Genomic DNA, 20,311 nt, shown 5'->3' with positions numbered 1-20,311 from the left:
GAAGGGCGTGAGTTCCGTCAGGGCTTCGACGGTTGCGGTTTCGATTGCGGCTTCACCGTCGGCGGAACGGGGGCCGCGGGGGTGACGGCGGGAGCAGCGGGAGTAGGTGCGGGAGCCGCTGCTGGAGCAGGTGCCGGAGACTGGGTGGCCGGTGCCGGTACAGGCTGGGCCGGGGCGGGTTGGCCGGGTGCAGGCTGGGCAGGCGCGGCGTCGGTGACGGCGGGTGCCGGGGCGACGCCGGCACGGCGCAGCACCTGGGCGAGGTTGTCGCGCACCTTGTCGGCCAGTTGCACATCGGGTTCGCCGGCCTCGTGGAAGATGACGGTGAACAGGCGGCGCTGGGACAGCAGGAAGTTCAGCGTGACATGCAGCTTGCCCTGCGGCATCGCGCAGTCGACCGATCCGGTGCGCAGCCAGACGGCCCCCGCCTGCTCGGACTGGTTCAGGGCGACGGTCGGCGTCCCCTCGCAACGCTGCTTCATCGCCTCGGCGAAGCTGTCGGACAGCTCGTCGATCCTGGCACCCTCGCCCACCGCACGCTCGCGGATGCCGCCGACGATGGGGCCGAAGCGCCAGGCGACGTCGGCCGGGCGGCGGTCCTGCGGGACCTTGTCCATCGGCACCAGTTCGGCGTCATGGACGCCGGCGGCGGTCAGCAGGCTGTCCAGCCCTTCCGGCAGGCGGCTCTTCCTGTCCTTATCCGCCGGGCGGCCGGCGGCGACCTTGATCGGCGGGACGTTGCCGCCCTTGTCGACGCAGGTCTTCAGGTCGCCCAGCACCTTCTTGGTGCCGGCCAGCTTGAAGACGATGCGGTCGCTGGCCGACGACACCACCAGCTCGTTGCCGCCCATCAGGGCGTTGATCAGTTCTTCGTCCTTGCCGTTGGAAACCACCAGCATGTCCGGCTGAGACGCGACGGCGGTCCGCTCCCGCTTCAGCTTCTTGTCGACCTCGATGGTCACCGGCCACTCGCCGCCCTTGGGCAGGTCGGCGCCGGGGATGCCGATGCCGATGTTGGTCTCGCCCTTCGGGCTGCGCGCGAACATCAGCACATGGCCGGAGGTGAATTCGCCCTCCGCCACGCAATAGGCGAAGCTGCCGTCCTTCTTCTTGGCGGCCCCGCCGTCCCAGCTTTCGATCAGTTCACCCGGCCCGTCGGGCTTGGCCGGGGCCGACGCGGACGGGCTGGCGGCCGGTTTGCCCGGCGCACTGTTCGGCGCGTTGCCCGGTTTGGCGTCCTGCACCTGACCGCCGGGAACGACGATCTCGGCCTCCGGTTCGGGCAGTCCGTAATAGGCGGCGGGAGGAATCGTCGGCTGCACCGGCACCAGTTCGGCCATCGCCGGAGCCGACGCCACCCCCAGCAGGAGAAGCGCGGACAGCGATGCGGCGAAGCGGGCGGTCATGACGAGGTAATCCATAGATGGTTGTGGCGGCGAAGCTATCCGCGCCTGCCCCCGTCCGCAAGCCCAACCGCCCATCCTGTGGCACGAAGCAGACACCTGTTGCACAGGACACGCATAGACAGGCGTCTAGCCGCCGAAGAAGGTCTCGCGCAGTCTTTCGTCGGACAGCGTCGCCGCCGGCCCGTCGCCGACGATCCGCCCCAGCCGCAGCAGCACGGCGCGCGGCGCGACAGCCAAGGCGCGGGCGGCGCTCTGCTCGGCCAGCAGAACGGCCGTGCCGGTGTCGGCGATGCGGCGGACGGCGGCGAACAGTTCATCGGCCAGCTTGGGCGACAGGCCGAGCGATGGTTCGTCCAGCAGAAGCAGGCGCGGCCGCCCCATCAGCGCGCGCCCCAGGCTCAGCATCTGCTGCTGGCCGCCGGACAGGCGCCAGGCGCTCTCGCGGCTCTTCAGGGCAAGGTCGGGGAACAGGGCGAAGACGCGCTCGACATCCCGTGCGCGGTCGCGGGCGGCGGGCAGGCCGGCGACCTCCAGATTGTCGCGCACGCTCATGCCGGCGAAGACCCGCCGCCCTTCCGGCACATAGCCGATGCCGCGATGCACCCGCACCTCGGTGGCAAGGCCGCCAATGTCCGCCCCGTCGAAGCGAAGCTCCCCCCGCGCCGGCACGAGGCCGAGCAGAGCCTTCAGCAGGGTCGACTTGCCCGCCCCGTTGGCGCCGAGCAGCGCCACCGTCTCTCCCGCCGCGAGGCTCAGCGACACGTCGTCGAGTGCGCTCGCCCCGCCATAGCCGGCGGTCAGGCCGCGGATGGACAACAGCACGCTCATGCCGGCACCGCTCGGCCCAGATAGGCGGCGGCCACCGCCGGATCCCGGCGCACGCCGCCGGCCGGCCCGTCATAGATGACCCGGCCGCGGTCGAGGCACAGCACCCGGCCGGCAAGCGGCAGCAGGAAGCCCATGTCATGCTCCACCAGCAGGATCGCCACGCCCTCCTCCGCCAGTTCGCGCAGCAGGACCGCAAGTTCCGCCTTTTCGCCGTCGGTCAGGCCGGCAGCAGGTTCGTCCAGCAGCAGCACCGCCGGCCGGCGGACCAGCGACCGGGCCAGCTCCACCCGGCGCCGCAGCGCCGCCGGCAGCCCGTCGCAGCCCTGGCCGGCGAGGTCGCCGACGCCCAGCCGGTCGAGCGCCCAGCGGGCATGCGCCTCGGCTGTCGCGGCATCGGGATCGACGGCAAGCCGCGCGGCGGCGACCGCCTCCAGCACGCCGACCCCAATCGGCAAAACCGCCGCCTGGAAGCTGCGGGCCAGTCCGGCGCGGGCCAGCCGGTCGGCGCGGAGACCGGTGACCTCGCGCCCACCCAGCCGCACCCGCCCGCCATCCGGCCGTTCCAAGCCCGACAGTAGGTTGATCACCGTGGATTTGCCGGAGCCGTTCGGCCCGATCAGCCCGGTGATGCCTCCCGGCCGCAGATCGAGCGACACGCCATCCACCGCCCGCACACCGCCGAAGGATTTGCGCAGATCGTCGACTGCCAGTCCGTCCGGAGGGTTTGGCGGACGCGGCGGCTCCATCGCCACCGCCGAAGCCCGCGGCCGGCGGCCGAACAGGCGGGCCGCGATGCGGTCGAGCAGGCCGGTCAGCCCGTCCGGCGCCAGCACCACGGTCAGCAGCAGCGCCACGCCATAGACGACCAGATAGCCGCGCTCCAGGAAGCGGAACCATTCCGGCAGATGCAGCAGAAGCACGGCGCCTAGCACCGCCCCGGCCATCCGCCCCCGCCCGCCGACGATGGCGATGGTCAGGATGGAGACCATGACCGGGAATTCCAGCACCTCCGGCGAGACGACGCGCTGGGTGTGGACGGCCAGCGCCCCGGCGGCCCCGGCGAACAGCGCGCTGATGCCGAAGGCGGCCAGCCGCAGCCGCCCGACGTCGAGCCCCAGCGTCGCCGCCGCCAGCGGATCGTCGCGCAGCATCGCCAGCGACCGGCCGAGCCTTCCCCGTGCCAGCCGCCAGCCGATCAGCCCGCCGAGAGCGACCAGCCCCCAGACCAGCCCGGCCATCGGCAGTCCGCGCTGCACCGCCCGGCCGAACAGCACCGCCGCCGGCACTCCGGCCAACCCGTTGGAGCCGCCGGTCAGCTCCGGCAGGTTGACCGCCAGCAGATGAAGGACCTGCGCGATGCCGAGCGTCGCCAGGGCGAAGTAATGCGACTCCAGCCGCAGCACCGCCAGCCCCACTGGCAGGGCCAGCAGCAGCGGCACCAGCATCGACAGCGGGAAGGTCGCTTCGAAACCGAAGCCGTAGCGGCTGCCGAGAATGCCCGTCACATAGGCGCCGACGCCGAAGAAGGCGCCCTGCGCCAGCGACAGCGCACCGCCGAGCCCGAAGACGATCTGGAAACCGAAGGCCGCCAGCGCATAGACCCCGGCGACGGTCAGGACGCGCAGGCCGTAGGGGGACGCGAAGGCCAGCGCATAGACCAGCAGGGCAAGCGCGCCAGCAACAAGAATGACGGCTGACCGGCGCTCAGCCACGGCGCCGCACCGCTTCGCCGAACAGCCCTTGCGGGCGCAGCACCAGAATCGCCAGCAACGTCAGGTACAGGGCTCCCAGCGCCACCGGATATGAGAGCACCGACGACACTCCCACCTCGAACAGTGCGATCAGCAGCGCCCCCACCACCGCTCCCGGCACGGAGCCCCAGCCCCCCACCGTCACCGCGATGTAGGCCTTCAGAATCAGGTCGCCGCCCGAAGTCGGCGTGACGAAATAGCGGTTGGCCAGCAGCAGCCCGGCCGCCCCGGCGCAGGCCGTTCCGATGGCAAAGGTCACCAGGATCATCGCGGTCACCGGCACGCCGCAGGCCCGCGCCATCTCCGGGTCCTGCGCCGTGGCGCGCAGCCGGCGGCCGAGCTGCGTGCGGGCGAACACCCATTGCTGCGCGCCGATCAGCAGCCCCGCCACCGCGACGATGGCGAGCGACTGCTCGGGCACCGCCAGCCCGGCGATGTGCAGCGTGTCGTCGCCGAACAGCGGCGGCGCGGCACGCGGCTCCGGCCCGAACAGGATGGCGGCGCCGTTCTGCAGGATGATGCCGACCGCGATGGTGCTGATGAAGACCGAGACCGGTGGCCGGCGGCGCAGCGGCAGATAGGCCGCCAGCGCCAGCAACAGCCCCAGCGCCGCCATCAGCACCAGAACCACCGGCAGCAGGACGATGCCCGGCAGCGGGATCAGCGGCGCCGCCGCCACCGCCAGCAGCCCGCCGGCCATGACGAGATCGCCCTGGGCGAAATTCACCGCCGAGGTGGCGTTCAGCACCAGCACGAAGCCCAGCGCCACCAGGGCATAGGCCGCCCCCAGCGCCACCCCGTTGACCAGCAGTTGAAGCGCCGCCATCCGCTCACTTCGCCGCAAGCGTCGGGTCGTCGTACCGCTTCACCAGCACCGGCACGCGGCTGGCCCCGTCATAGCAGACGATGACGGCGGAATGGGCCATGTTGCCCTTGCCGTCGGACTTGTAGGTCATGGCGAGGCCCTGGAACGTTTCGGCCGACAGCGCCTTGCGGATGGCGTCCGGCGACCGGGCGCCGGCCTTCACCGCCTCCAGCACCATGGTCATGCCGTCATACTGGCCGAGCGCGAAGGCGTCCGGCTCCTTGCCGAAGGCGGCGCGGTAGGCGTCGGTGAAGGCCTTGACCTCCGGCGTGCCGCCCGAGATCGGCGAGGCCGCGGTCTCGGCGCAGACGCCCTTGAGTTCCGCCGGTTCCAGCAGGGCAGCGGTGCTCGGCTGGTGCATGGCGGAGCCGGCGACGATGGGCAGGGTCACGCCGCTGGACGCCGCCTGCCGCAGCAGCAGCGCGGTCGGGCCGGAATGCAGGTGCAGGACCAGCACGTCCGGCTTGGCGGCCAGCGCCTTGGTCAGCACCGGCAGCAGATCCTTGGCCGCCGGGTCCACCCCCTCCTCGAAGACGGGCGTGACGCCCAGCGCCTCGAAGGCGGCGTCGAGATGGGCCTTGCCACTCTGGCCGTAGGCGGTGGTCTGGTAGATGACGGCCGGCTGCCGCTTGCCCAGCTCCTCCACCACATAACGGGCATGGGCGGCCTTGGTCACCGCATCGCCGGGGAAGAAGCGGAAGACCCAGGGATTGCCCTGCTCGGTGATCGAGGCGGTGCCCGACACGGTGACCAGCGGCAGCTTCAACTCGCCCGCCAGCGGCAGCATCGCCAGCATCTGGGTGCCGAGCATGCTGGCGGCGACCGCTCCGACCGTGCCGCGGCCGGCCGCGCGCTCCAGCGCCGTCACCGCCGCCTCGGGCGAGGTGCCGGTGTCGACAACCTCCGAGGCGATGGCGATTCCGGCCGGCGTCTGCTTCAGCGCCAGGACGGCACCGTTGCGCTGGCTGGTGCCCTCCAGCGACAGGAAGCCGGTCAGCGGCACCAGCACCGGGAAGGACAGCGTGTCGTCGGCACGGGCGGCGGACGACAGGCAGGAGGATACGGCCAGCAGGCCGATCAGGAGGGGAAGCGCGCGCCGCATGACCGATACTCCTCAACACGCGCCGGCGGTTGGGGCGACGCGGAGGGGACGGGGCGCTTTGCGGCAGCTTTCAGCGGGTCCGTCGGGTTCCGGTCGGCTCCCTTCGCCGGCATGACCCGGATCAGGTTCGATGGGTGTTGTCTCAGCCCCCACGGTTGCCGAACCGGCATCCGTACGGGCACCCCAGCCGTGAACAGGCGGCGAGAGTGTCGCCGCCGGCCCCGTCCTGTCAAGAACCCAACCGGCGGCGCGCCACCATGGTTTCACGATGCAGGATATAGAGCCCGCTGCCGATGATGACCATGGCGCCGGCCAGAACCGGCACCGTCGGCAGATCGCCGAACACCAGCCAGCCGAACAGGCTGGCCCAGACCATGCCGGTATATTCGAAGGGCGCCACCACCGCCGGCGGCGCGCGGCGGAAGGCCTGTGTCAGCAGGACCTGCGCCCCGGCGCCGATGGCACCGACCAGCGCCATCAGCCCCAGCGCGAAGGCGGTGGGCGCCGTCCAGACCGGCACCGCCAGCGCCCCGCTGACCACCGTCGTCGTCAGCAGCAGGTAGAGCACGATGGACGCGCTGGTTTCGGTCCGCGACAGGCCGCGCACGGCCAATGCGGCCAGCGCATAGAACAGGGCGGCGCACAGCCCGACCAGAACCGGCACCAGCGGCGCCCCGGCCGACGGCTGCGCCATCACCACCACGCCGCCGAACCCGACCACCACGGCGGCCCAGCGGCGCCACCCCACCGGCTCGCCCAGCAGCGGCGCCGACAGGGCGGTGATGAACAGCGGTCCGGCGAAGCTCAGCACATAGACGTCGGCCAGCGGCAGCTCGCGGAACGCATAGAAGAAGCATCCCATCGAGATCAGCCCGGCGAAGGCGCGCCAGACGTGCCCCAGGGGCCGCCGCGTCCGCATCGCCGCGATCCCGCCGCCGCACGCCAGGGTGTAGCCGCCCACCAGCAGGAAGGCGACCAGCGATCGCACGAACATCAGCTGCGGCACCGGGTAATCGGCGGTCAAAAACTTGATGAGCGTGTCCATCGCCGCGAACAGCAGGATCGCGCCCAGGAAGCAGCCGACGGCATAGGGAACCGAATCGGCCTCGGCAGGCAACAGGTCGGCGGTTTCGGCGTCGGTCATGAAATCGGTTCGGAACGGCAATGGCGGGGGCTGCCCACATTATGGGCAAATGCTCCCGCGTCCCAATGCCGCAACCGCAGGTCTGCTAGGCGCAGCCAAGGTCAAGGGTCGGCTCGTGCGCCGACCTCGCCTCACCGCGTCAGTACCATCACCAGCCGCTCGACCGGCGCATCGTTCACCAGATGCGAGTCGACGATCTCGTCGATGTCCTCCGGGGTTTCCGGCCGGTACCAGATGCCCTCCGGATACACCACCATCAGCGGCCCGGCGGAGCAGAATCCGAGGCAGCCGGTCATCGCCATGCCGATGTCGGTCAGCCCCCTGCCCTGGATTTTCTGGTCGAGCCGCTGCCAGAGCGGATGCGCACCCTTGGCGGCGCAGCTGCCGCGCGGATGGCCGGGCGGGCGCTGCTGGGCGCAGCAGAAGACGTGGTGGCGGAAGGTCTGCGGGATGTCGAGCGGCATCGGTCATGCTCCGTAGCCATAAAATTTATATGGGTAAGAAGCATGCCAGAATGCTGCGTTGCGGCAAGACTTTTTGTAATCCTTCTAACTCCCGGCGGCGGTTGGATTCCCCGCGCCATGAAATGCTTGGTCGGCAGAGCATTGGCGGTTAAGAATCCCCGGCAAGGGGCAATCCAGGAGACGCCGGTGCTGCTGAGCGGATCGGGGAAGGGCCAGCCGGGCGCGGTGCCGGGCTGGGTCGGGTATGCGCTGCTGCCGGTTCTCAACCTCGTCGCGGCCTTCGTGCTGTCGGGGCTGGTGATCCTGGTGATCGGCGAGAACCCGGTGGACGTGCTGTCGCTGCTGCTGTCGGAGGCCCTCGGATATCCCGAGGCCATCGGCTACACCCTCTATTACACCACCGACTACATCTTCACCGGGCTGGCGGTCGCCATCGCCTTTCATTGCGGGCTGTTCAACATTGGCGGCGAGGGGCAGGCCTATCTGGGCGGGCTCGGCGCCGGGCTGGTGGCGCTGGCGCTGACCGGCTGGCCCTGGCCGGTGGTGGCCGTGCTGGCGGTGCTGGCCTCGGCCCTGTTCGGCGCCGCCTGGGCCTTCATCCCGGCCTGGCTCCAGGCCAAGCGCGGCAGCCACATCGTCATCACGACGATCATGTTCAACTTCATCGCCGCGTCGATCATGACCTGGCTGCTGGTGGACGTGCTGATCCGCCCCGGCAGCCAGTCGCCGGAAACCCGTGAGTTCGATCCCGGCGTCTGGCTGCCGTCGATGGACCGGGCGCTGGGCTGGTTCGGCATCGCCATCCCGGCCTCGCCGCTGAACCTGTCCTTCCTGTGGGCGCTGGCCTGCTGCCTGCTGTTCCACATCTTCCTGCGCCGGACCCGCTGGGGCTACGAGCTGCGGACCGTCGGCCGGAACGAGCGGGCGGCGGTCTATGCCGGCATCTCGCCGGCGCGCAACATCGTCATCGCCATGCTGATCTCAGGCGCGCTCGCCGGCTTCGTGGGCGTGAACGAGATCCTGGGCGTGCAGCACCGGGTGATCCTGAACTTCACCGGCGGCGTCGGCTTCGTCGGCATCGCCGTGGCGCTGATGGGACGCAACCATCCGGTCGGGATCATTCTGGCAGCACTCCTATTCGGTGTCCTGGCGCAGGGCGGCGGCCAGCTGTCCTTCGAATACCCCACGATCAACCGCGAGCTGGTGATGGTCATCCAGGGTCTGGTCATCCTGTTCGCCGGTGCGATGGAGAACCTGTTCAAGCCGCAGGTGGAGGCGCTGTTCCGCCGCCGCGGCGCCGCCGCCGCCGCCGCGGATGCCGCAACCGGGGGGAGGGGCTGAGCGATGGAAGACGCGCTGCTTCTGGCCTTGCAGCTGCTGGGCGCCACCATCCGCGTGGCGACCCCGCTGGTGCTGGCCGCCTTCGCCGGCATGTATTGCGAGCGGGCCGGCGTGGTCGACATCGGGCTGGAAGGCAAGATGCTGGCCGGTGCCTTCTTCTCCGCCGCCGTCGCCTCGGCCACGCTGAACCCGTGGCTGGGGCTGCTGGCCGGCATCGCCGCCGGGGTGGCGCTGGCTCTGGTCCATGGCTTCGCCTGCATCACCCACAACGGCAACCAAGTGGTGTCGGGCATGGCGATCAACATCCTGGTCGCCGGGCTGGCGCCGACGCTGGCCTATGCCTGGTTCCAGCAGGGCGGCCAGACCCCGCTTCTACCCAACCAGGCGCGCATCCCCGCGGTGGAGTTGCCGGGGGTGGAGGCCCTGTCCGGCATCCCGGTCCTGGGGCCGGTCTATCGCGAGCTGCTCAACGGCAACAATGTGCTGATCTGGGTGACGCTGGTCCTGGTGATCGCCACCCATTGGGTGCTCTACCGCTCCCGCTTCGGGCTGCGGCTGCGGGCGGTGGGCGAGAATCCGGCGGCGGTCGACACCGCCGGCCTGTCGGTGGCGAAGCTGCGCTATCAGGCGCTGCTGGTCACCGGCGTGCTGACGGGCATGGCCGGCTCGTATCTCTCCACCGGCCATGGCGCCGGCTTCGTCCGCGACATGACCGCCGGCAAGGGCTACCTGGCGCTGGCGGCGCTGATCTTCGGCAAGTGGCGGCCGGGGCCGACCCTGTTCGCCTGCCTGCTGTTCGCCTTCACCGATGCGGTGCAGGTCCGCCTCCAGGGTGTTGTCCTGCCGGGCATCGGCGTCATCCCGGTGCAGTTTATCCAGATGCTGCCCTATGTGCTGACCGTCCTGCTGCTGGCCGGCTTCGTCGGCAAGGCCATCGCCCCCAAGGCGAGCGGCATCCCCTATGTGAAGGAACGCTGAGCCGATGGCCGACACCGCAGAACTGCCCCAGCTGATCGAAGCGGCCCGCGCCGCGCGCGAGAACGCCCACGCCCCCTATTCCAAGTTCAAGGTTGGTGCGGCGATCCTCGGCGAATCCGGCCGCATCTTCGCCGGCTGCAATGTGGAGAACGCAGCCTATCCGCAGGGGCAATGCGCGGAGTCGAGCGCCATCGGCGCCATGGTCACAGCCGGCGACCGCCGCATCCGCGCCATCGTCGTGATGGGCGGCGAGGCGGGAGCGGAGGAAATCTGTACCCCCTGCGGCGGCTGCCGCCAGCGCATCCGAGAGTTTGCGTCCCCGGACACGCCGATCCACATCTGCGACCCGGCCGGACTGCGGCGGAGCTTTCCGCTGGAAACCCTGTTGCCCGAATCGTTCGGCCCCACCAATTTAGCCTTCTGAGCGGAGTTTCCCGACATGACCGCAGCCCGCGCCGCCGCGGACATCCTCCACCGTGCCTCCGGCCATCGGCCGCGGGTCGGCATCGTGCTGGGCTCCGGCCTGGGCGGCATCGCCGACCGCATCGCCAACGCGGTCGTTATCCCCTACACCGACATCGCCGGCTTCCCGATCCCCAGCGTGTCCGGCCATGCCGGGCGGCTGGTGGTGGGGCAGCTCGGCGGCGTCGAGGTCGCCTGCATGCAGGGCCGCGTCCATGCCTATGAGGGCAACGGCTTCGATGCGTTGAAGACCGCGGTGCGGGCGCTGAAGCTGGCCGGCTGCGACACGCTGGTGCTGACCGCCGCCGTCGGGTCGCTGCGGCTGGAGGTCGGACCCGGCCGGCTGATGGCGATCAGCGACCACCTGAACCTGCTGGGCAGCAACCCGCTGACCGGCCCGAACGACGAGGCCTTCGGCGAGCGCTTCCCCAGCATGACCGACGCCTGGAATCCGGAGCTGCGCGGCCTGCTGAAGGACGTCGCCGCCAGCCTGTCCATCGATCTGGCGGAGGGCGTCTATGCCGCCTATCCCGGCCCGTCCTTCGAGACGCCGGCCGAGGTGAGGATGATGAAGCTGCTGGGCGCCGACGCGGTCGGCATGTCCACCGTTCCGGAATGCATCGTCGCGCGCCATTGCGGCCTGCGGGTCGTCGGCTGCGCCGTCGTCACCAATCTGGGCGTCGGGCTCGGCGACGGGCCGGTCGACCATCACCAGACCCTGACCGCCGCCTCGGCGGCAGCCGCCGACCTCGAGCGCCTGCTGGTCGGCTTCCTCGAACGCCTGCATGAGAAGGACGGGTCCCGGTCATGAAACTGTCTGCCGACCTGCAAAGCGCGCTGGACGCCAGCGCCAACGCCCCGTCCGACGCCGATCTGGCGCGCCGTGCCGTGGGCATGCTCGACCTCACCAGCCTGAACGGCGACGACAGCGACCGGGTGGTGCAGGATCTCTGCGCCCGCGCCGTCACGCCCGTGGGGCCGGTCGCCGCGGTCTGCGTCTGGCCGCGCTTCGTCCCCACCGCGCGCAAGGCGCTGGACGGCACGCCGGTGAAGATCGCCACCGTGGTCAATTTCCCGACCGGCGAGGCCGACGCCGCCTCGGTGGCGGCGGAAACCCGGCGGGCCATCGCCGACGGGGCGGATGAGATCGACGTGGTGCTGCCCTACAAAGCCTTCATCGACGGGGCGCGCACCCAGCCGATGAATGTCGTGAAGGCCTGCCGCGAGGCCTGCGGCGACAAGGCGCTGCTGAAGGTGATCCTGGAATCGGGCGCCTTCCCCGATGCCGACCTGCTGGCCTGGGCCTCGCGCGACGCCATCGCCGCCGGCGCCGACTTCCTGAAAACCTCCACCGGCAAGACGCAGCCGGCCGCGACCCTGCCCGCTGCGGCGGTGATGCTCGACAGCATCTATGAATCGGGCAAGAAGGTTGGCTTCAAGGCGTCCGGCGGCATCCGCGACGCGGCGGAGGCTGCGCGCTATCTGGCGCTGGCCGACCATATCCTGGGAGATGGCTGGGCAACGCCCCAGGCCTTCCGCTTCGGTGCCTCCAGCCTGCTCGACGCGCTGCTGACGGCGGCCGGCCACGGGGAACGGGACGGCGAGCGGGAGGGCGAGCGCGAGCCGGCCCCGGCGGGAGGGTACTGAGGCATGCTTCCGCAGGAAATCGTGCGCGCCAAGCGTGACGGCCAGCCGCTCGACGCCGCCACCATCCAGGACTTCGTCCGCGGCATCACCGACGGCAGCGTGTCGGAGGCGCAGGCATCGGCCTTCGCCATGGCCGTCTTCTTCCGCGGCATGAGCCTGGACGAACGGGTGGCGCTGACCCGCGCCATGCGCGATTCGGGCACGGTGATGGAGTGGAAGTCGCTGGACCTGCCCGGTCCGGTGATCGACAAGCATTCGACCGGCGGTGTCGGCGACAAGGTCAGCCTGATCCTGGCACCGATGCTGGCCGCCTGCGGCGGCTTTGTGCCGATGGTGTCGGGGCGCGGGCTGGGCCACACCGGCGGCACGCTCGACAAGTTCGAGAGCATCCCGGGCTACCGCGCCAAGCCCGACAACGAGCTGCTCCGCCGGGTGGTGAAGGAGGTCGGCTGCGCCGTGATCGGCGCCACCGATGACATCGCCCCGGCCGACAAGCGGCTCTACGCCATCCGCGACGTGACGGCGACGGTGGAATCGCTCGACCTCATCACCGCCTCGATCCTGTCGAAGAAACTGGCGGCCGGGCTGGCCGCCCTGGTGATGGACGTGAAGTTCGGCAGCGGCGCCTTCATGCAGCGCTTCGAAGATGCCGAGGCGCTGGCCGACAGCATCGTCACCGTGTCGAAGGGCGCCGGCCTGCCGGCGGTGGCCCTGCTGACCGACATGAACGAGGTGCTGGGCCGCAGCGCCGGCAACGCACTGGAAATGCGCGAATGCCTCGCCATCCTGCGCGGCGAGCCGGCCGAACCGCGGCTCTACGAGGTGACCGCGGCGCTGGCCGCCGAACTGCTGGCGCTGGCCGGGCTGGCGCCGGACGCTGCGGCGGGCCGCGTCCTAGCCGACCGCTCCATCGCCAGCGGTGAAGCGGCGGAACGCTTTGCCCGCATGGTGGCGGCGCTGGGCGGGCCGGCCGACCTGCTGGAGCAGCCCGACCGCCATCTGGAAAGCGCGCCCATCGTCCGCCCGCTGTTCGCCGAACGGGCCGGCTTCGTCGGCGCCATCGACACCCGCGGGGTCGGCATGGCGGTGGTGGCGCTGGGCGGCGGCCGGACCAAAACGACCGATGCCATCGACTTCGCCGTCGGCTTCGACGCGGTGGCCGGGCTGGGCGATGCGGTGGGACCGGGCGACCGTCCGCTGGCGATCCTGCACGCCCGCAGCGACGCCCAGGCCGACGAGGCGGAGCGCCGCCTGCGCGCGTCGGTCACGGTGACGGACACCGCGCCGGTCCGCGGACCGCTGATCGCGAAGCGTCTGGGGTGAAAGATAACGCCCTCTCCCGGGGCGGGAGAGGGCGAAATCTCGGTCGGGACTTTACCGCCGGAACAGGAACTCGCGACCGACCTTCACGCGACGCTCGCCATCATACTCGATGATGTCGGCGGTCGCGTAGGTCTCGGTCCAGCGTTCGGGCAGGTAGCTGCCGGTGCCGATGATGTCCACTGGCGCGTTGGCTTCCGCCATCAGCCGGCATTTGGCCGGGCCGAAGCCGCTGCTGGCGACGATCTTCACCGCCGGGAAGCCGGCATCGTCCAGCCTTTCGCGAACGTAATGGATCGCCGCCGCCGACACGCCGGTGCCGATCAGATAGCGCAGCTGCGTCTCGTCGCGGTAGCCGCGGATGGCGTGCGGCGCATGGCGCTCCAGCACGGCATAGGATCCGGGCGGGTCCAGCCCCTCGACGAAACGGCCGCCGGGGGTGTCGAGCCGCAGCGACAGCTTGCCCTGGGCGGCCAGCTGCGGGAAGCGGCGGCAGACCTCCAGCCCGTCGGTGATCTCGCGGCCGAAATAATCGACCAGCACGGTCAGGCCCAGGTCGGGGAAGGTCTCGTGGAACATCTCCGCCGCGCGCACCGTCGACCCGGCATAGCCGATCAGGGCGTGCGGCATGGTGCCCATGCCCTTCTCCTGACCGAAATAGGGGGCGGTGGCATCGGTGGCGTTGCCGATGAAGCCCTTGGCGCCGACCTTGCGCTTGGCGCGGTCGGACCCGACGGAGGCGGCATAGGCCATCATCTCCGCCATCTCCGTCCCGGCGCAGTGGCGGGCATCCATGGCGAGGAAGGCGACCTTCGGCAGGTCGGCGCACATGGTGAAGGCGTTGTAGGCGGCGACGCTGGCCGGACCCAGCTTCTGCAACAGGATCGTCTCGCAATCGACCAGATGGTAGAAGGAGCCGGTGATGTACATGATCGGCTCGCCGGCGCCGACCCATTTGCCTTCGGGGTAGTTCAGCTCGATCTGGAAGCCGGTGTTGCGTTCGCGCGCCACCGACTCCAGCCACTCCACCGCAAGGCGCGGGGCGCAGACGACGGGACGCCGCATGAAGATGGCATAGGTCACGGTCTTGTCGCCGAACTTGCCCACCGCTTCCTTGGTGCGGCGGAAATAGGTGTCCGTCCAGTCGGGAACCGAGGCGGAGGACGGGAGAAGAGCCGTCGGCCCCTGTCCGGCCTTTCGGCTGCCGGCCGCTTGGTTGCCAGCTGAACGGTTATCGGTGTCGCTCATACCCGTCACCCTCGCCTTTCGCCCCAGTCTGCACATGCATCTGCACATGAGTCCACGCATCGGTCTGCGCATGGTGTTCAGTGCTTCGTCGTCGATGGCCCGGCCCCCGGATAGGGCAGCCGGCCGGTTGTGTTGGAATCCCAGCATTATACGTCCCGGCCGGACGGGGGAAGAGGCTTCCCGTCCGGCCGCCCCCCGGCGGATGGCTGAGTTGCGTTTTCCGCGGGAAACCTGATTGCGGCCGTCACGGAATACAGCGACTGCCGCCAATAGCTACGTCCCAAGTCCGCAGTCGAATTCCAGCCACCCATCGACAATCAAAGAAAAAATCCAATAAAATACCTTTATTTGACCTACCACTTCCGCGCTTTTAAGGTTTTACGAACCGGTTGATCGGCAACATTCAGGCAGAGCGGAATGAGCAAGGCAGCGATGTCCGCGGAATTGGAGTTCGCCGAGTCCAACCCGGACGGCCTGCCCTCCTTCGACGGCACCGGGAACCGGATCGTCCTGGCCCTGCTGGGGCTGATGCTTGCCTTTGCCGGCGCCGGGGTCGGCGGTGTGCTGCTGCTGCGTCCCGCCCCTGCCCAGGGCGCCCATCCCCCGGCACGGGTCGAGGTTTCGCCAGCCGTCTATGCCGCCCTGCCCACTTTGACGATCACGCTGAACGACGGCCGCCGCCTGCAGGAATTGCGGCTGCGCGCCGTGCTGGAATTCGATCCGGCAACCCCGATGGAGGCGGTGACGCCCCACCTGCCGCACATCGCCGACGCCATGGGCCGGCGCCTGCTGGAGGTCGATCCGGCCGAACTGCGCGGGGCCGACGGGCAGGTCTACATCAAGGACGCGCTGCGCTACGTTGCCAACAAGACCATGCGCCCGCTGAAGCTTCGACAAGTCCTGATCCAGGACATGCTGCTGCGCTGAGGGCGCGCTTCCCAACGCCCCATGCCTCCCCATATGCTGCCGGTCCACATTCGACGGTCCCCCAACTGTTCGCAAGAGCCGTTCGGGAGAACCGTCTGCAGGATCAGGGTCCAGTTGCGGAAGGAGACGGCCGTGGCCGAGTTCGATTTCGACCTCTTCACCATCGGGGCGGGGTCCGGCGGCGTCGCCGCCAGCCGGCGCGCTGCGTCCTATGGCGCCAAGGTGGCGATCTGCGAGGGCAGCCGCGTCGGCGGCACCTGCGTGATCCGCGGCTGCGTGCCGAAGAAGCTGCTGGTCTACGCCGCCCAGTTCCGCGACGGTTTCGAGGACTCCGCCGGCTATGGCTGGAGCGCGCCCATGCCGTCCTTCGACTGGGAAACGCTGATCGCGCGCAAGGACAGCGAGATCGACCGGCTGAACGGCATCTACATCAACATGCTGAAGAACTCCGGCGTCACCCTGTATGAGGGGTTTGGCCGGATCGTCGACCGCCATACCGTGGAGGTCGACGGCAAGCGCTACACCGCCCGCAACATCCTGATCGCCACCGGCGGCTGGCCGACGCTGCCGCAGGTGGAGGGGATGGAGCATGCCGTGACCTCCAACGAGGCGCTGCATCTGGAAACGCTTCCCCATTCCGTCCTGATCATCGGCGGCGGCTACATCGCGGTGGAGTTCGCCAGCATCTTCCGCGGTCTGGGCGCGGAGGTGACGCTGATGATCCGCGGCGACGATCTGCTGAACGGTTTCGACGACGACATCCGCGTCGCTCTGGCGCAGGAACTGCGCAAGCGCGGCATCAACATCATCTCGCGCTGCAAGCCGGCCAAGCTGGAAAAGGGTCCTGGCGGCTATACCCTGACCGACCATATGGGCCGTGAGCATTCCGCCGGCCTGGTGATGGCCGCCACCGGCCGCCGGCCGAACACGAAGAATCTGGGCCTGGAAGAGATCGGCATTGCCCTGGACGAGGCCGGCGCGATCCCGGTCGACCAGTGGTCGCGCACCTCCGTCGACAACATCTATGCCATTGGCGACGTCACCGACCGCATGGCCCTCACTCCCATCGCCATCGCCGAGGGCCGCGCCCTGGCCGAGACGCTGTTCAACGACAATCCGATGCACATCGGTTACGACAATGTGCCGACCGGCGTGTTCTCCCTGCCGCCGCTGGGCACCGTCGGCCTGACCGAGATGCAGGCGCGTGCGAAGTATCCTAAGGTCGACATCTACAAGGCCGGCTTCCGCCCGATGAAGCACACCCTGTCCGGCCGGGACGAGCGGGTGCTGATGAAGCTGGTGGTGGATGGTGAAAGCCAGCGCGTGCTGGGCTGCCACATGATGGGCATGGACGCGCCCGAGATGATGCAGGCCCTGGCAATCGCGCTGAACTGCGGGGCCACCAAACGCGATTTCGACCGCACCATCGCGCTCCATCCCTCCACTGCGGAGGAGTTCGTGCTGATGCGCGAGAAGGCGGAGCCGGAAAAGAAGATCTGAGTGGACAAGCCCACCGCAAGGCAGCGGAAGGCCGTCCGCAACAGGGACCATGGGTGGAATCCTCCGCTCATGGCCCCCGTTGCATGCCAATAAGGACCGGAAATCCCTGGACCTTCGCCGATTGTGGTACCTACCATGGCGGCACGAACAATTTTCCCAGGGAATGACTCCAAACATGCGTGGAATTTTTGCAGCGGCTGCCTGCGTTGCGGCGTTCGCCTCGGTCGGCGCGGCTCATGCTCAGACCAAGATCGGCGTCTGGGACGTCAAGATCGACAAGGACTGCGCCATCACGCAGGAGTGGAAGACGGATTCGAAGGACACCGCGACCATCGCCCTAGCCTATACCAACAAGGGCCAGGCGATGGTTCTGATCTTCGGCGATTCCGCCTGGAAGCTGAAGGAGAAGGAAGATCTCTCGATCTCCCTGTCGGTCGACAAGAAGTGGGGCGACAAGGTTCCGGGCGCCGCCATCGACAAGACGATGGCCGTCGTCGGCATCCCGGCGACCTCCAAGGCGATCGATGCCCTGATGAACGGCCGCGAGCTTTACATGGAGATCGACGGCAAGGGCGACGATTACGCCTACACCTATTATCTCGACGACACCCGCAAGGCGATCTCGGCCCTGGAAGCCTGCCGCGCCCAGGCGCAGTAAGCTCCCCGGCACTCGGCGGTACTTTTCGGCAAAGGCGCCCACCCGGATTTGAAAACCGGGTGGGCGCCTTTGTTCCTGAGCCACCGTCTATACGGAAGGCAATCGTTCCCGCCGCCATTGTGATCCATCCGGCATAGCACTCCGAAACAGGCATTCTTCCTGGAACGCTTCTAAAAATCCTTGGTTGAGGACGTGAAGCGATCCGGTCCAGCCCCGGTCGCGCCGATCCGCGGCCCCTGCAAGGCGGGCCATCTGACCCAGGAGGAAGTCCTCGCATGTTCATGCACAACAAAAAGCTCATGTACACGGTCCGCGTGTCCGAGCCGAATCTAGTGCTCGCCAGCCTGATGCTTGAACAGTTCGGCGGCCCGCAGGGCGAGCTGGCCGCGGCCATGCGCTATTTCACCCAGGGCCTGGCCGATGAGGATCCGGGCCGCAAGGATCTGCTGATTGACATCGCGACCGAGGAATTGAGCCACCTCGAAATCATCGGCTCCATCGTCGCCATGTTGACCAAGGGCGCCAAGGGCAAGCTGGCCGAGGGGGCGGAGGCGACCGCCGACCTGTATGCCAACATCACCCAGGGCAATGGCAGCCACACCCTGTCGCTGCTGTATGGCGGCGGTCCGGCCCTGGTGAATTCGGCCGGGCAGCTGTGGACCGGCGGCTACATCGACAGCATCGGCGAACCGACGGCCGATCTGCGCTCCAACGTCGCGGCGGAAGCGCGCGCAAAGATCATCTATGAGCGCCTGATCAACGTCACCGACGATCCGGGCGTGAAGGATGCGCTGGGCTTCCTGATGACCCGCGAGATCGCCCACCAGAAGAGCTTCGAAAAGGCGCTGTACGCCATCGACAACAACTTCCCGCCGGGCAAGCTGCCGGGCAAGCCGGAATACACCGACAAGTATTACAACACCAGCCAGGGCGAAGGCGACATGCGCGGCCCCTGGAACCAGGGCGCCCAGTGGGAGTTCGTGGACGTCAAGATGGGTGACGCCCCGGTCAACGGCGGCGACGGCAACCCAACGGTCAAGCTCGCCGCCTCGGAACTGGCGGCGGTCAATGCCGTGGCCGCCCGCACCATGTCGAAGCCCGACTCCGATCCGCTGACCGGCGCCGACCTGGGCGCCGGGCCGGGCGCCGGCAAGACCAAGACGACCACCTGAGGCTAATGGCGGGGGCTGATAACACGCTCCTCCAGACAAGCCGTCCCCGTCACTGGGCGGGGACGGCGGCCTCTTCCTCGCGCCTGTGCAGGCCCATCAGCCAGACCAGCAGGCACAGGGCCGGAATGGCGCCGGCCATCGACAGCAGGAAGAAGCTGACCCAGTCCATCCGCTCCGCCAGCCAGCCCGACGAGGCGCCGAACAGGTCGCCGCCCAGCTTGTACAGGCTGGACAGCAGCGCGTATTGGGTCGCCGTGTAGGCGACGTTGCACAGGCTGGACAGGTAGGCGACGAAGGCCGAGGTCGCGATGCCGGCGCAGACATTCTCCACCGCCACGGTGACCGCCAGCATCGACACGTCGTTGCCGCTCCACGCCAGCACGACATAGCCGAAGTTCGACACCATCTGCAGGATGCCACCGATCATCAGGCCGCGCAGCACCCCGACCTTTCCCACCAGCAGGCCGCCCAGCAGACCGCCGGCAATGGTCGCCCACAGGCCGAACAGCTTGCTGACGTTGGCGATCTCCACCTTGGTGAAGCCCAGGCTGATGTAGAAGGTCGAGGACATCTGGCCGGCCAGCACCTCCCCCAGCTTGTAGCTGGCGATGAAGGCCAGGATGACCACCCATCCGCGCCGCTCAATGAACTGGGCAAAGGGCGCCACCACCGCACCATAGAACCAGGCGAGAAGCACGGCGCTGCGGCCCGACAGATGGGGCCGGTGGCCCAGCCATTCGGCGATCAGCCTCTCACGCGCGTTCGGCGGCGGCTCCTTCGGTTCGCGGCACAACAGGATGGTCGCCATGCCGACCAGGACCAGCCCGGCCATCACCTCGTAGGCCGTGCGCCAGCCATGGAACTGCGCGATATAGAGGGCGCCCGCCCCCGCCGCCATCATTCCGAAGCGATAGCCCAGCACCAGAACCGCCGCACCGGCGGCCTGCTGGTTTTCCTCAAGCACCTCGACGCGATAGGCATCGACCACGATGTCCTGGCTGGCCGAACAGAAGGCGACCAGCACCGCGCACATGGCGGTCCACCACAGATCCTGGCCCGGATCGGTGGTCCCAAGCCCCAGCAATGCTGCGATCAGCGCCGCCTGCGCCGTCAGCGCCCAACCGCGCCGCCGCCCGAACAGCCGCGTCATCACCGGCAGGCGCAGCCGGTCGATCAGCGGCGCCCACAGGAATTTCAGCGCATAGGGCATGGTGACCAGCGCGAACAGGCCGATGTTGGTCCGGCTGACGCCCTGCTCGGTCAGCCAGACATTCAGCGTGGCGCCGGTCAGCGCCAGCGGCAGCCCTTCGGAGAAACCGAGGAACAGGATCGCCAGCACGCGCGGGTCGCGGTAGACCGCCAGGGCCTGCCCCCAGGAAGACAGGCGCGTTGTCCGCCAGGATGTCGGTTTCACCGGGAAGGCTCCTCTAGGGGGTGGTCCATCGCCCCCGATGTATAAAGGCCGCAGGCATCCGCCGCCAGCGGACCCTGCTGATCC

Annotated in this window: 19 protein-coding genes and 1 riboswitch; of the genes, 10 read left to right on the top strand and 9 right to left on the bottom strand. The window is 69.0% G+C overall.

The genetic code is table 11. From position 1 onward, the window contains the following. Nucleotides 1-17 precede the first annotated feature (17 nt). The 7 genes from GBZ48_RS15235 to GBZ48_RS15205 all read right to left on the bottom strand — a co-directional run bounded on the left by GBZ48_RS15235 (nt 18) and on the right by GBZ48_RS15205 (nt 7,560). Entirely contained in the window at nt 18-1,406 is a 1,389-nt protein-coding gene (locus GBZ48_RS15235; protein ID WP_174471807.1) for a hypothetical protein, read from the bottom strand. A gap of 126 nt (nt 1,407-1,532) precedes the next feature. Further along, entirely contained in the window at nt 1,533-2,234 is a 702-nt protein-coding gene (locus GBZ48_RS15230) for an ABC transporter ATP-binding protein (RefSeq protein ID WP_174471806.1), read from the bottom strand. Next, nucleotides 2,231-3,946, bottom strand: a complete 1,716-nt coding sequence (locus GBZ48_RS15225; RefSeq protein ID WP_174471805.1) for an ABC transporter permease subunit — start codon at nt 3,944-3,946, stop codon at nt 2,231-2,233. The genes GBZ48_RS15230 and GBZ48_RS15225 overlap by 4 nt, the downstream gene beginning before the upstream one ends. Further along, nucleotides 3,939-4,811: a branched-chain amino acid ABC transporter permease gene (locus GBZ48_RS15220; RefSeq protein WP_174471804.1), complete on the bottom strand. Its 873-nt coding sequence runs from the start codon at nt 4,809-4,811 to the stop codon at nt 3,939-3,941. Before GBZ48_RS15220 ends, GBZ48_RS15225 begins: the two co-directional genes overlap by 8 nt. Nucleotides 4,812-4,815: 4 nt before the next feature. Then, entirely contained in the window at nt 4,816-5,952 is a 1,137-nt protein-coding gene (locus GBZ48_RS15215; RefSeq protein WP_174471803.1) for an ABC transporter substrate-binding protein, read from the bottom strand. A gap of 81 nt (nt 5,953-6,033) precedes the next feature. Then, nucleotides 6,034-6,148, bottom strand: a riboswitch (TPP riboswitch). 33 nt (nt 6,149-6,181) lie between these two features. Further along, nucleotides 6,182-7,096, bottom strand: coding sequence for a DMT family transporter (locus GBZ48_RS15210; RefSeq protein WP_174471802.1), 915 nt, complete (start codon nt 7,094-7,096; stop codon nt 6,182-6,184). 131 nt (nt 7,097-7,227) lie between these two features. Continuing rightward, entirely contained in the window at nt 7,228-7,560 is a 333-nt protein-coding gene (locus tag GBZ48_RS15205; RefSeq protein WP_174471801.1) for a (2Fe-2S) ferredoxin domain-containing protein, read from the bottom strand. 186 nt (nt 7,561-7,746) lie between these two features. Between GBZ48_RS15205 and GBZ48_RS15200 the strand changes: the two genes are divergently transcribed. Genes GBZ48_RS15200 through deoA form a run of 6 tightly spaced genes read left to right on the top strand, consistent with a single transcriptional unit; the run spans nt 7,747 to nt 13,311 of the window. Beyond that, entirely contained in the window at nt 7,747-8,901 is a 1,155-nt protein-coding gene (locus tag GBZ48_RS15200; RefSeq protein WP_174471826.1) for an ABC transporter permease subunit, read from the top strand. A gap of 3 nt (nt 8,902-8,904) precedes the next feature. Beyond that, nucleotides 8,905-9,879, top strand: a complete 975-nt coding sequence (locus GBZ48_RS15195) for an ABC transporter permease (RefSeq protein ID WP_174471800.1) — start codon at nt 8,905-8,907, stop codon at nt 9,877-9,879. Nucleotides 9,880-9,883: 4 nt separating this feature from the next. Next, nucleotides 9,884-10,303 carry a cytidine deaminase gene (gene cdd / locus GBZ48_RS15190; RefSeq protein ID WP_174471799.1) on the top strand — a complete coding sequence of 140 codons (420 nt, stop codon included), beginning with the start codon at nt 9,884-9,886 and terminating at the stop codon, nt 10,301-10,303. Nucleotides 10,304-10,318: 15 nt separating this feature from the next. Then, nucleotides 10,319-11,152: a purine-nucleoside phosphorylase gene (locus tag GBZ48_RS15185; RefSeq protein ID WP_174471798.1), complete on the top strand. Its 834-nt coding sequence runs from the start codon at nt 10,319-10,321 to the stop codon at nt 11,150-11,152. After that, a complete protein-coding gene (gene deoC, locus GBZ48_RS15180; protein ID WP_174471797.1) occupies nt 11,149-11,988 on the top strand; it encodes a deoxyribose-phosphate aldolase in 840 nt (279 codons plus the stop codon). Before GBZ48_RS15185 ends, deoC begins: the two co-directional genes overlap by 4 nt. A gap of 3 nt (nt 11,989-11,991) precedes the next feature. Then, the gene (deoA, locus tag GBZ48_RS15175; protein ID WP_174471796.1) at nt 11,992-13,311 is read left to right on the top strand and encodes a thymidine phosphorylase; all 1,320 of its coding nucleotides are present in this window, start codon (nt 11,992-11,994) and stop codon (nt 13,309-13,311) included. A 51-nt stretch (nt 13,312-13,362) separates the two neighbouring features. Here the strand turns inward: deoA and GBZ48_RS15170 are convergent, their stop codons facing one another. Beyond that, the gene (locus tag GBZ48_RS15170; protein ID WP_174471795.1) at nt 13,363-14,556 is read right to left on the bottom strand and encodes a nicotinate phosphoribosyltransferase; all 1,194 of its coding nucleotides are present in this window, start codon (nt 14,554-14,556) and stop codon (nt 13,363-13,365) included. Between the two features lie 432 nt (nt 14,557-14,988). On the opposite strand from GBZ48_RS15170, the gene GBZ48_RS15165 reads away from it, so the two are divergent. From GBZ48_RS15165 to GBZ48_RS15150, 4 genes are all read left to right on the top strand, one after another. Continuing rightward, on the top strand, nt 14,989-15,483 hold the full coding sequence (locus GBZ48_RS15165) for a flagellar basal body-associated FliL family protein (protein ID WP_246307198.1): 495 nt from the start codon (nt 14,989-14,991) through the stop codon (nt 15,481-15,483). 132 nt (nt 15,484-15,615) lie between these two features. Next, complete coding sequence (gene gor, locus GBZ48_RS15160; RefSeq protein ID WP_174471793.1) at nt 15,616-16,983, top strand: glutathione-disulfide reductase; 1,368 nt, start codon at nt 15,616-15,618, stop codon at nt 16,981-16,983. Nucleotides 16,984-17,158: 175 nt separating this feature from the next. Further along, nucleotides 17,159-17,641 carry a hypothetical protein gene (locus GBZ48_RS15155; RefSeq protein ID WP_174471792.1) on the top strand — a complete coding sequence of 161 codons (483 nt, stop codon included), beginning with the start codon at nt 17,159-17,161 and terminating at the stop codon, nt 17,639-17,641. Nucleotides 17,642-17,916: 275 nt separating this feature from the next. After that, on the top strand, nt 17,917-18,813 hold the full coding sequence (locus GBZ48_RS15150; RefSeq protein WP_174471791.1) for a manganese catalase family protein: 897 nt from the start codon (nt 17,917-17,919) through the stop codon (nt 18,811-18,813). Nucleotides 18,814-18,862: 49 nt separating this feature from the next. Here GBZ48_RS15150 and GBZ48_RS15145 read toward each other — a convergent pair whose 3' ends face one another. After that, nucleotides 18,863-20,227, bottom strand: a complete 1,365-nt coding sequence (locus GBZ48_RS15145) for an AmpG family muropeptide MFS transporter (RefSeq protein ID WP_174471790.1) — start codon at nt 20,225-20,227, stop codon at nt 18,863-18,865. Between the last annotated feature and the right edge of the window lie 84 nt (nt 20,228-20,311).

Source organism: Azospirillum melinis (genome assembly GCF_013340935.1).
In the GTDB taxonomy this organism is placed as follows: domain Bacteria; phylum Pseudomonadota; class Alphaproteobacteria; order Azospirillales; family Azospirillaceae; genus Azospirillum; species Azospirillum melinis.
The sequence above is the reverse complement of the archived record's forward strand: the minus strand, read 5'-3'. Positions and strand labels throughout refer to the sequence as shown.

Coding starts and splice junctions, on each gene's coding strand:
- GBZ48_RS15235 (WP_174471807.1), bottom strand. CDS start 1,406: ATGACCGCCCGCTTCGCCGCATCGCTGTCCGCGCTTCTCCTGCTGGGG.
- GBZ48_RS15230 (WP_174471806.1), bottom strand. CDS start 2,234: ATGAGCGTGCTGTTGTCCATCCGCGGCCTGACCGCCGGCTATGGCGGG.
- GBZ48_RS15220 (WP_174471804.1), bottom strand. CDS start 4,811: ATGGCGGCGCTTCAACTGCTGGTCAACGGGGTGGCGCTGGGGGCGGCC.
- GBZ48_RS15215 (WP_174471803.1), bottom strand. CDS start 5,952: ATGCGGCGCGCGCTTCCCCTCCTGATCGGCCTGCTGGCCGTATCCTCC.
- GBZ48_RS15210 (WP_174471802.1), bottom strand. CDS start 7,096: ATGACCGACGCCGAAACCGCCGACCTGTTGCCTGCCGAGGCCGATTCG.
- GBZ48_RS15205 (WP_174471801.1), bottom strand. CDS start 7,560: ATGCCGCTCGACATCCCGCAGACCTTCCGCCACCACGTCTTCTGCTGC.
- GBZ48_RS15195 (WP_174471800.1), top strand. CDS start 8,905: ATGGAAGACGCGCTGCTTCTGGCCTTGCAGCTGCTGGGCGCCACCATC.
- cdd (WP_174471799.1), top strand. CDS start 9,884: ATGGCCGACACCGCAGAACTGCCCCAGCTGATCGAAGCGGCCCGCGCC.
- GBZ48_RS15185 (WP_174471798.1), top strand. CDS start 10,319: ATGACCGCAGCCCGCGCCGCCGCGGACATCCTCCACCGTGCCTCCGGC.
- deoC (WP_174471797.1), top strand. CDS start 11,149: ATGAAACTGTCTGCCGACCTGCAAAGCGCGCTGGACGCCAGCGCCAAC.
- deoA (WP_174471796.1), top strand. CDS start 11,992: ATGCTTCCGCAGGAAATCGTGCGCGCCAAGCGTGACGGCCAGCCGCTC.
- GBZ48_RS15170 (WP_174471795.1), bottom strand. CDS start 14,556: ATGAGCGACACCGATAACCGTTCAGCTGGCAACCAAGCGGCCGGCAGC.
- GBZ48_RS15165 (WP_246307198.1), top strand. CDS start 14,989: ATGTCCGCGGAATTGGAGTTCGCCGAGTCCAACCCGGACGGCCTGCCC.
- GBZ48_RS15155 (WP_174471792.1), top strand. CDS start 17,159: ATGCGTGGAATTTTTGCAGCGGCTGCCTGCGTTGCGGCGTTCGCCTCG.
- GBZ48_RS15150 (WP_174471791.1), top strand. CDS start 17,917: ATGTTCATGCACAACAAAAAGCTCATGTACACGGTCCGCGTGTCCGAG.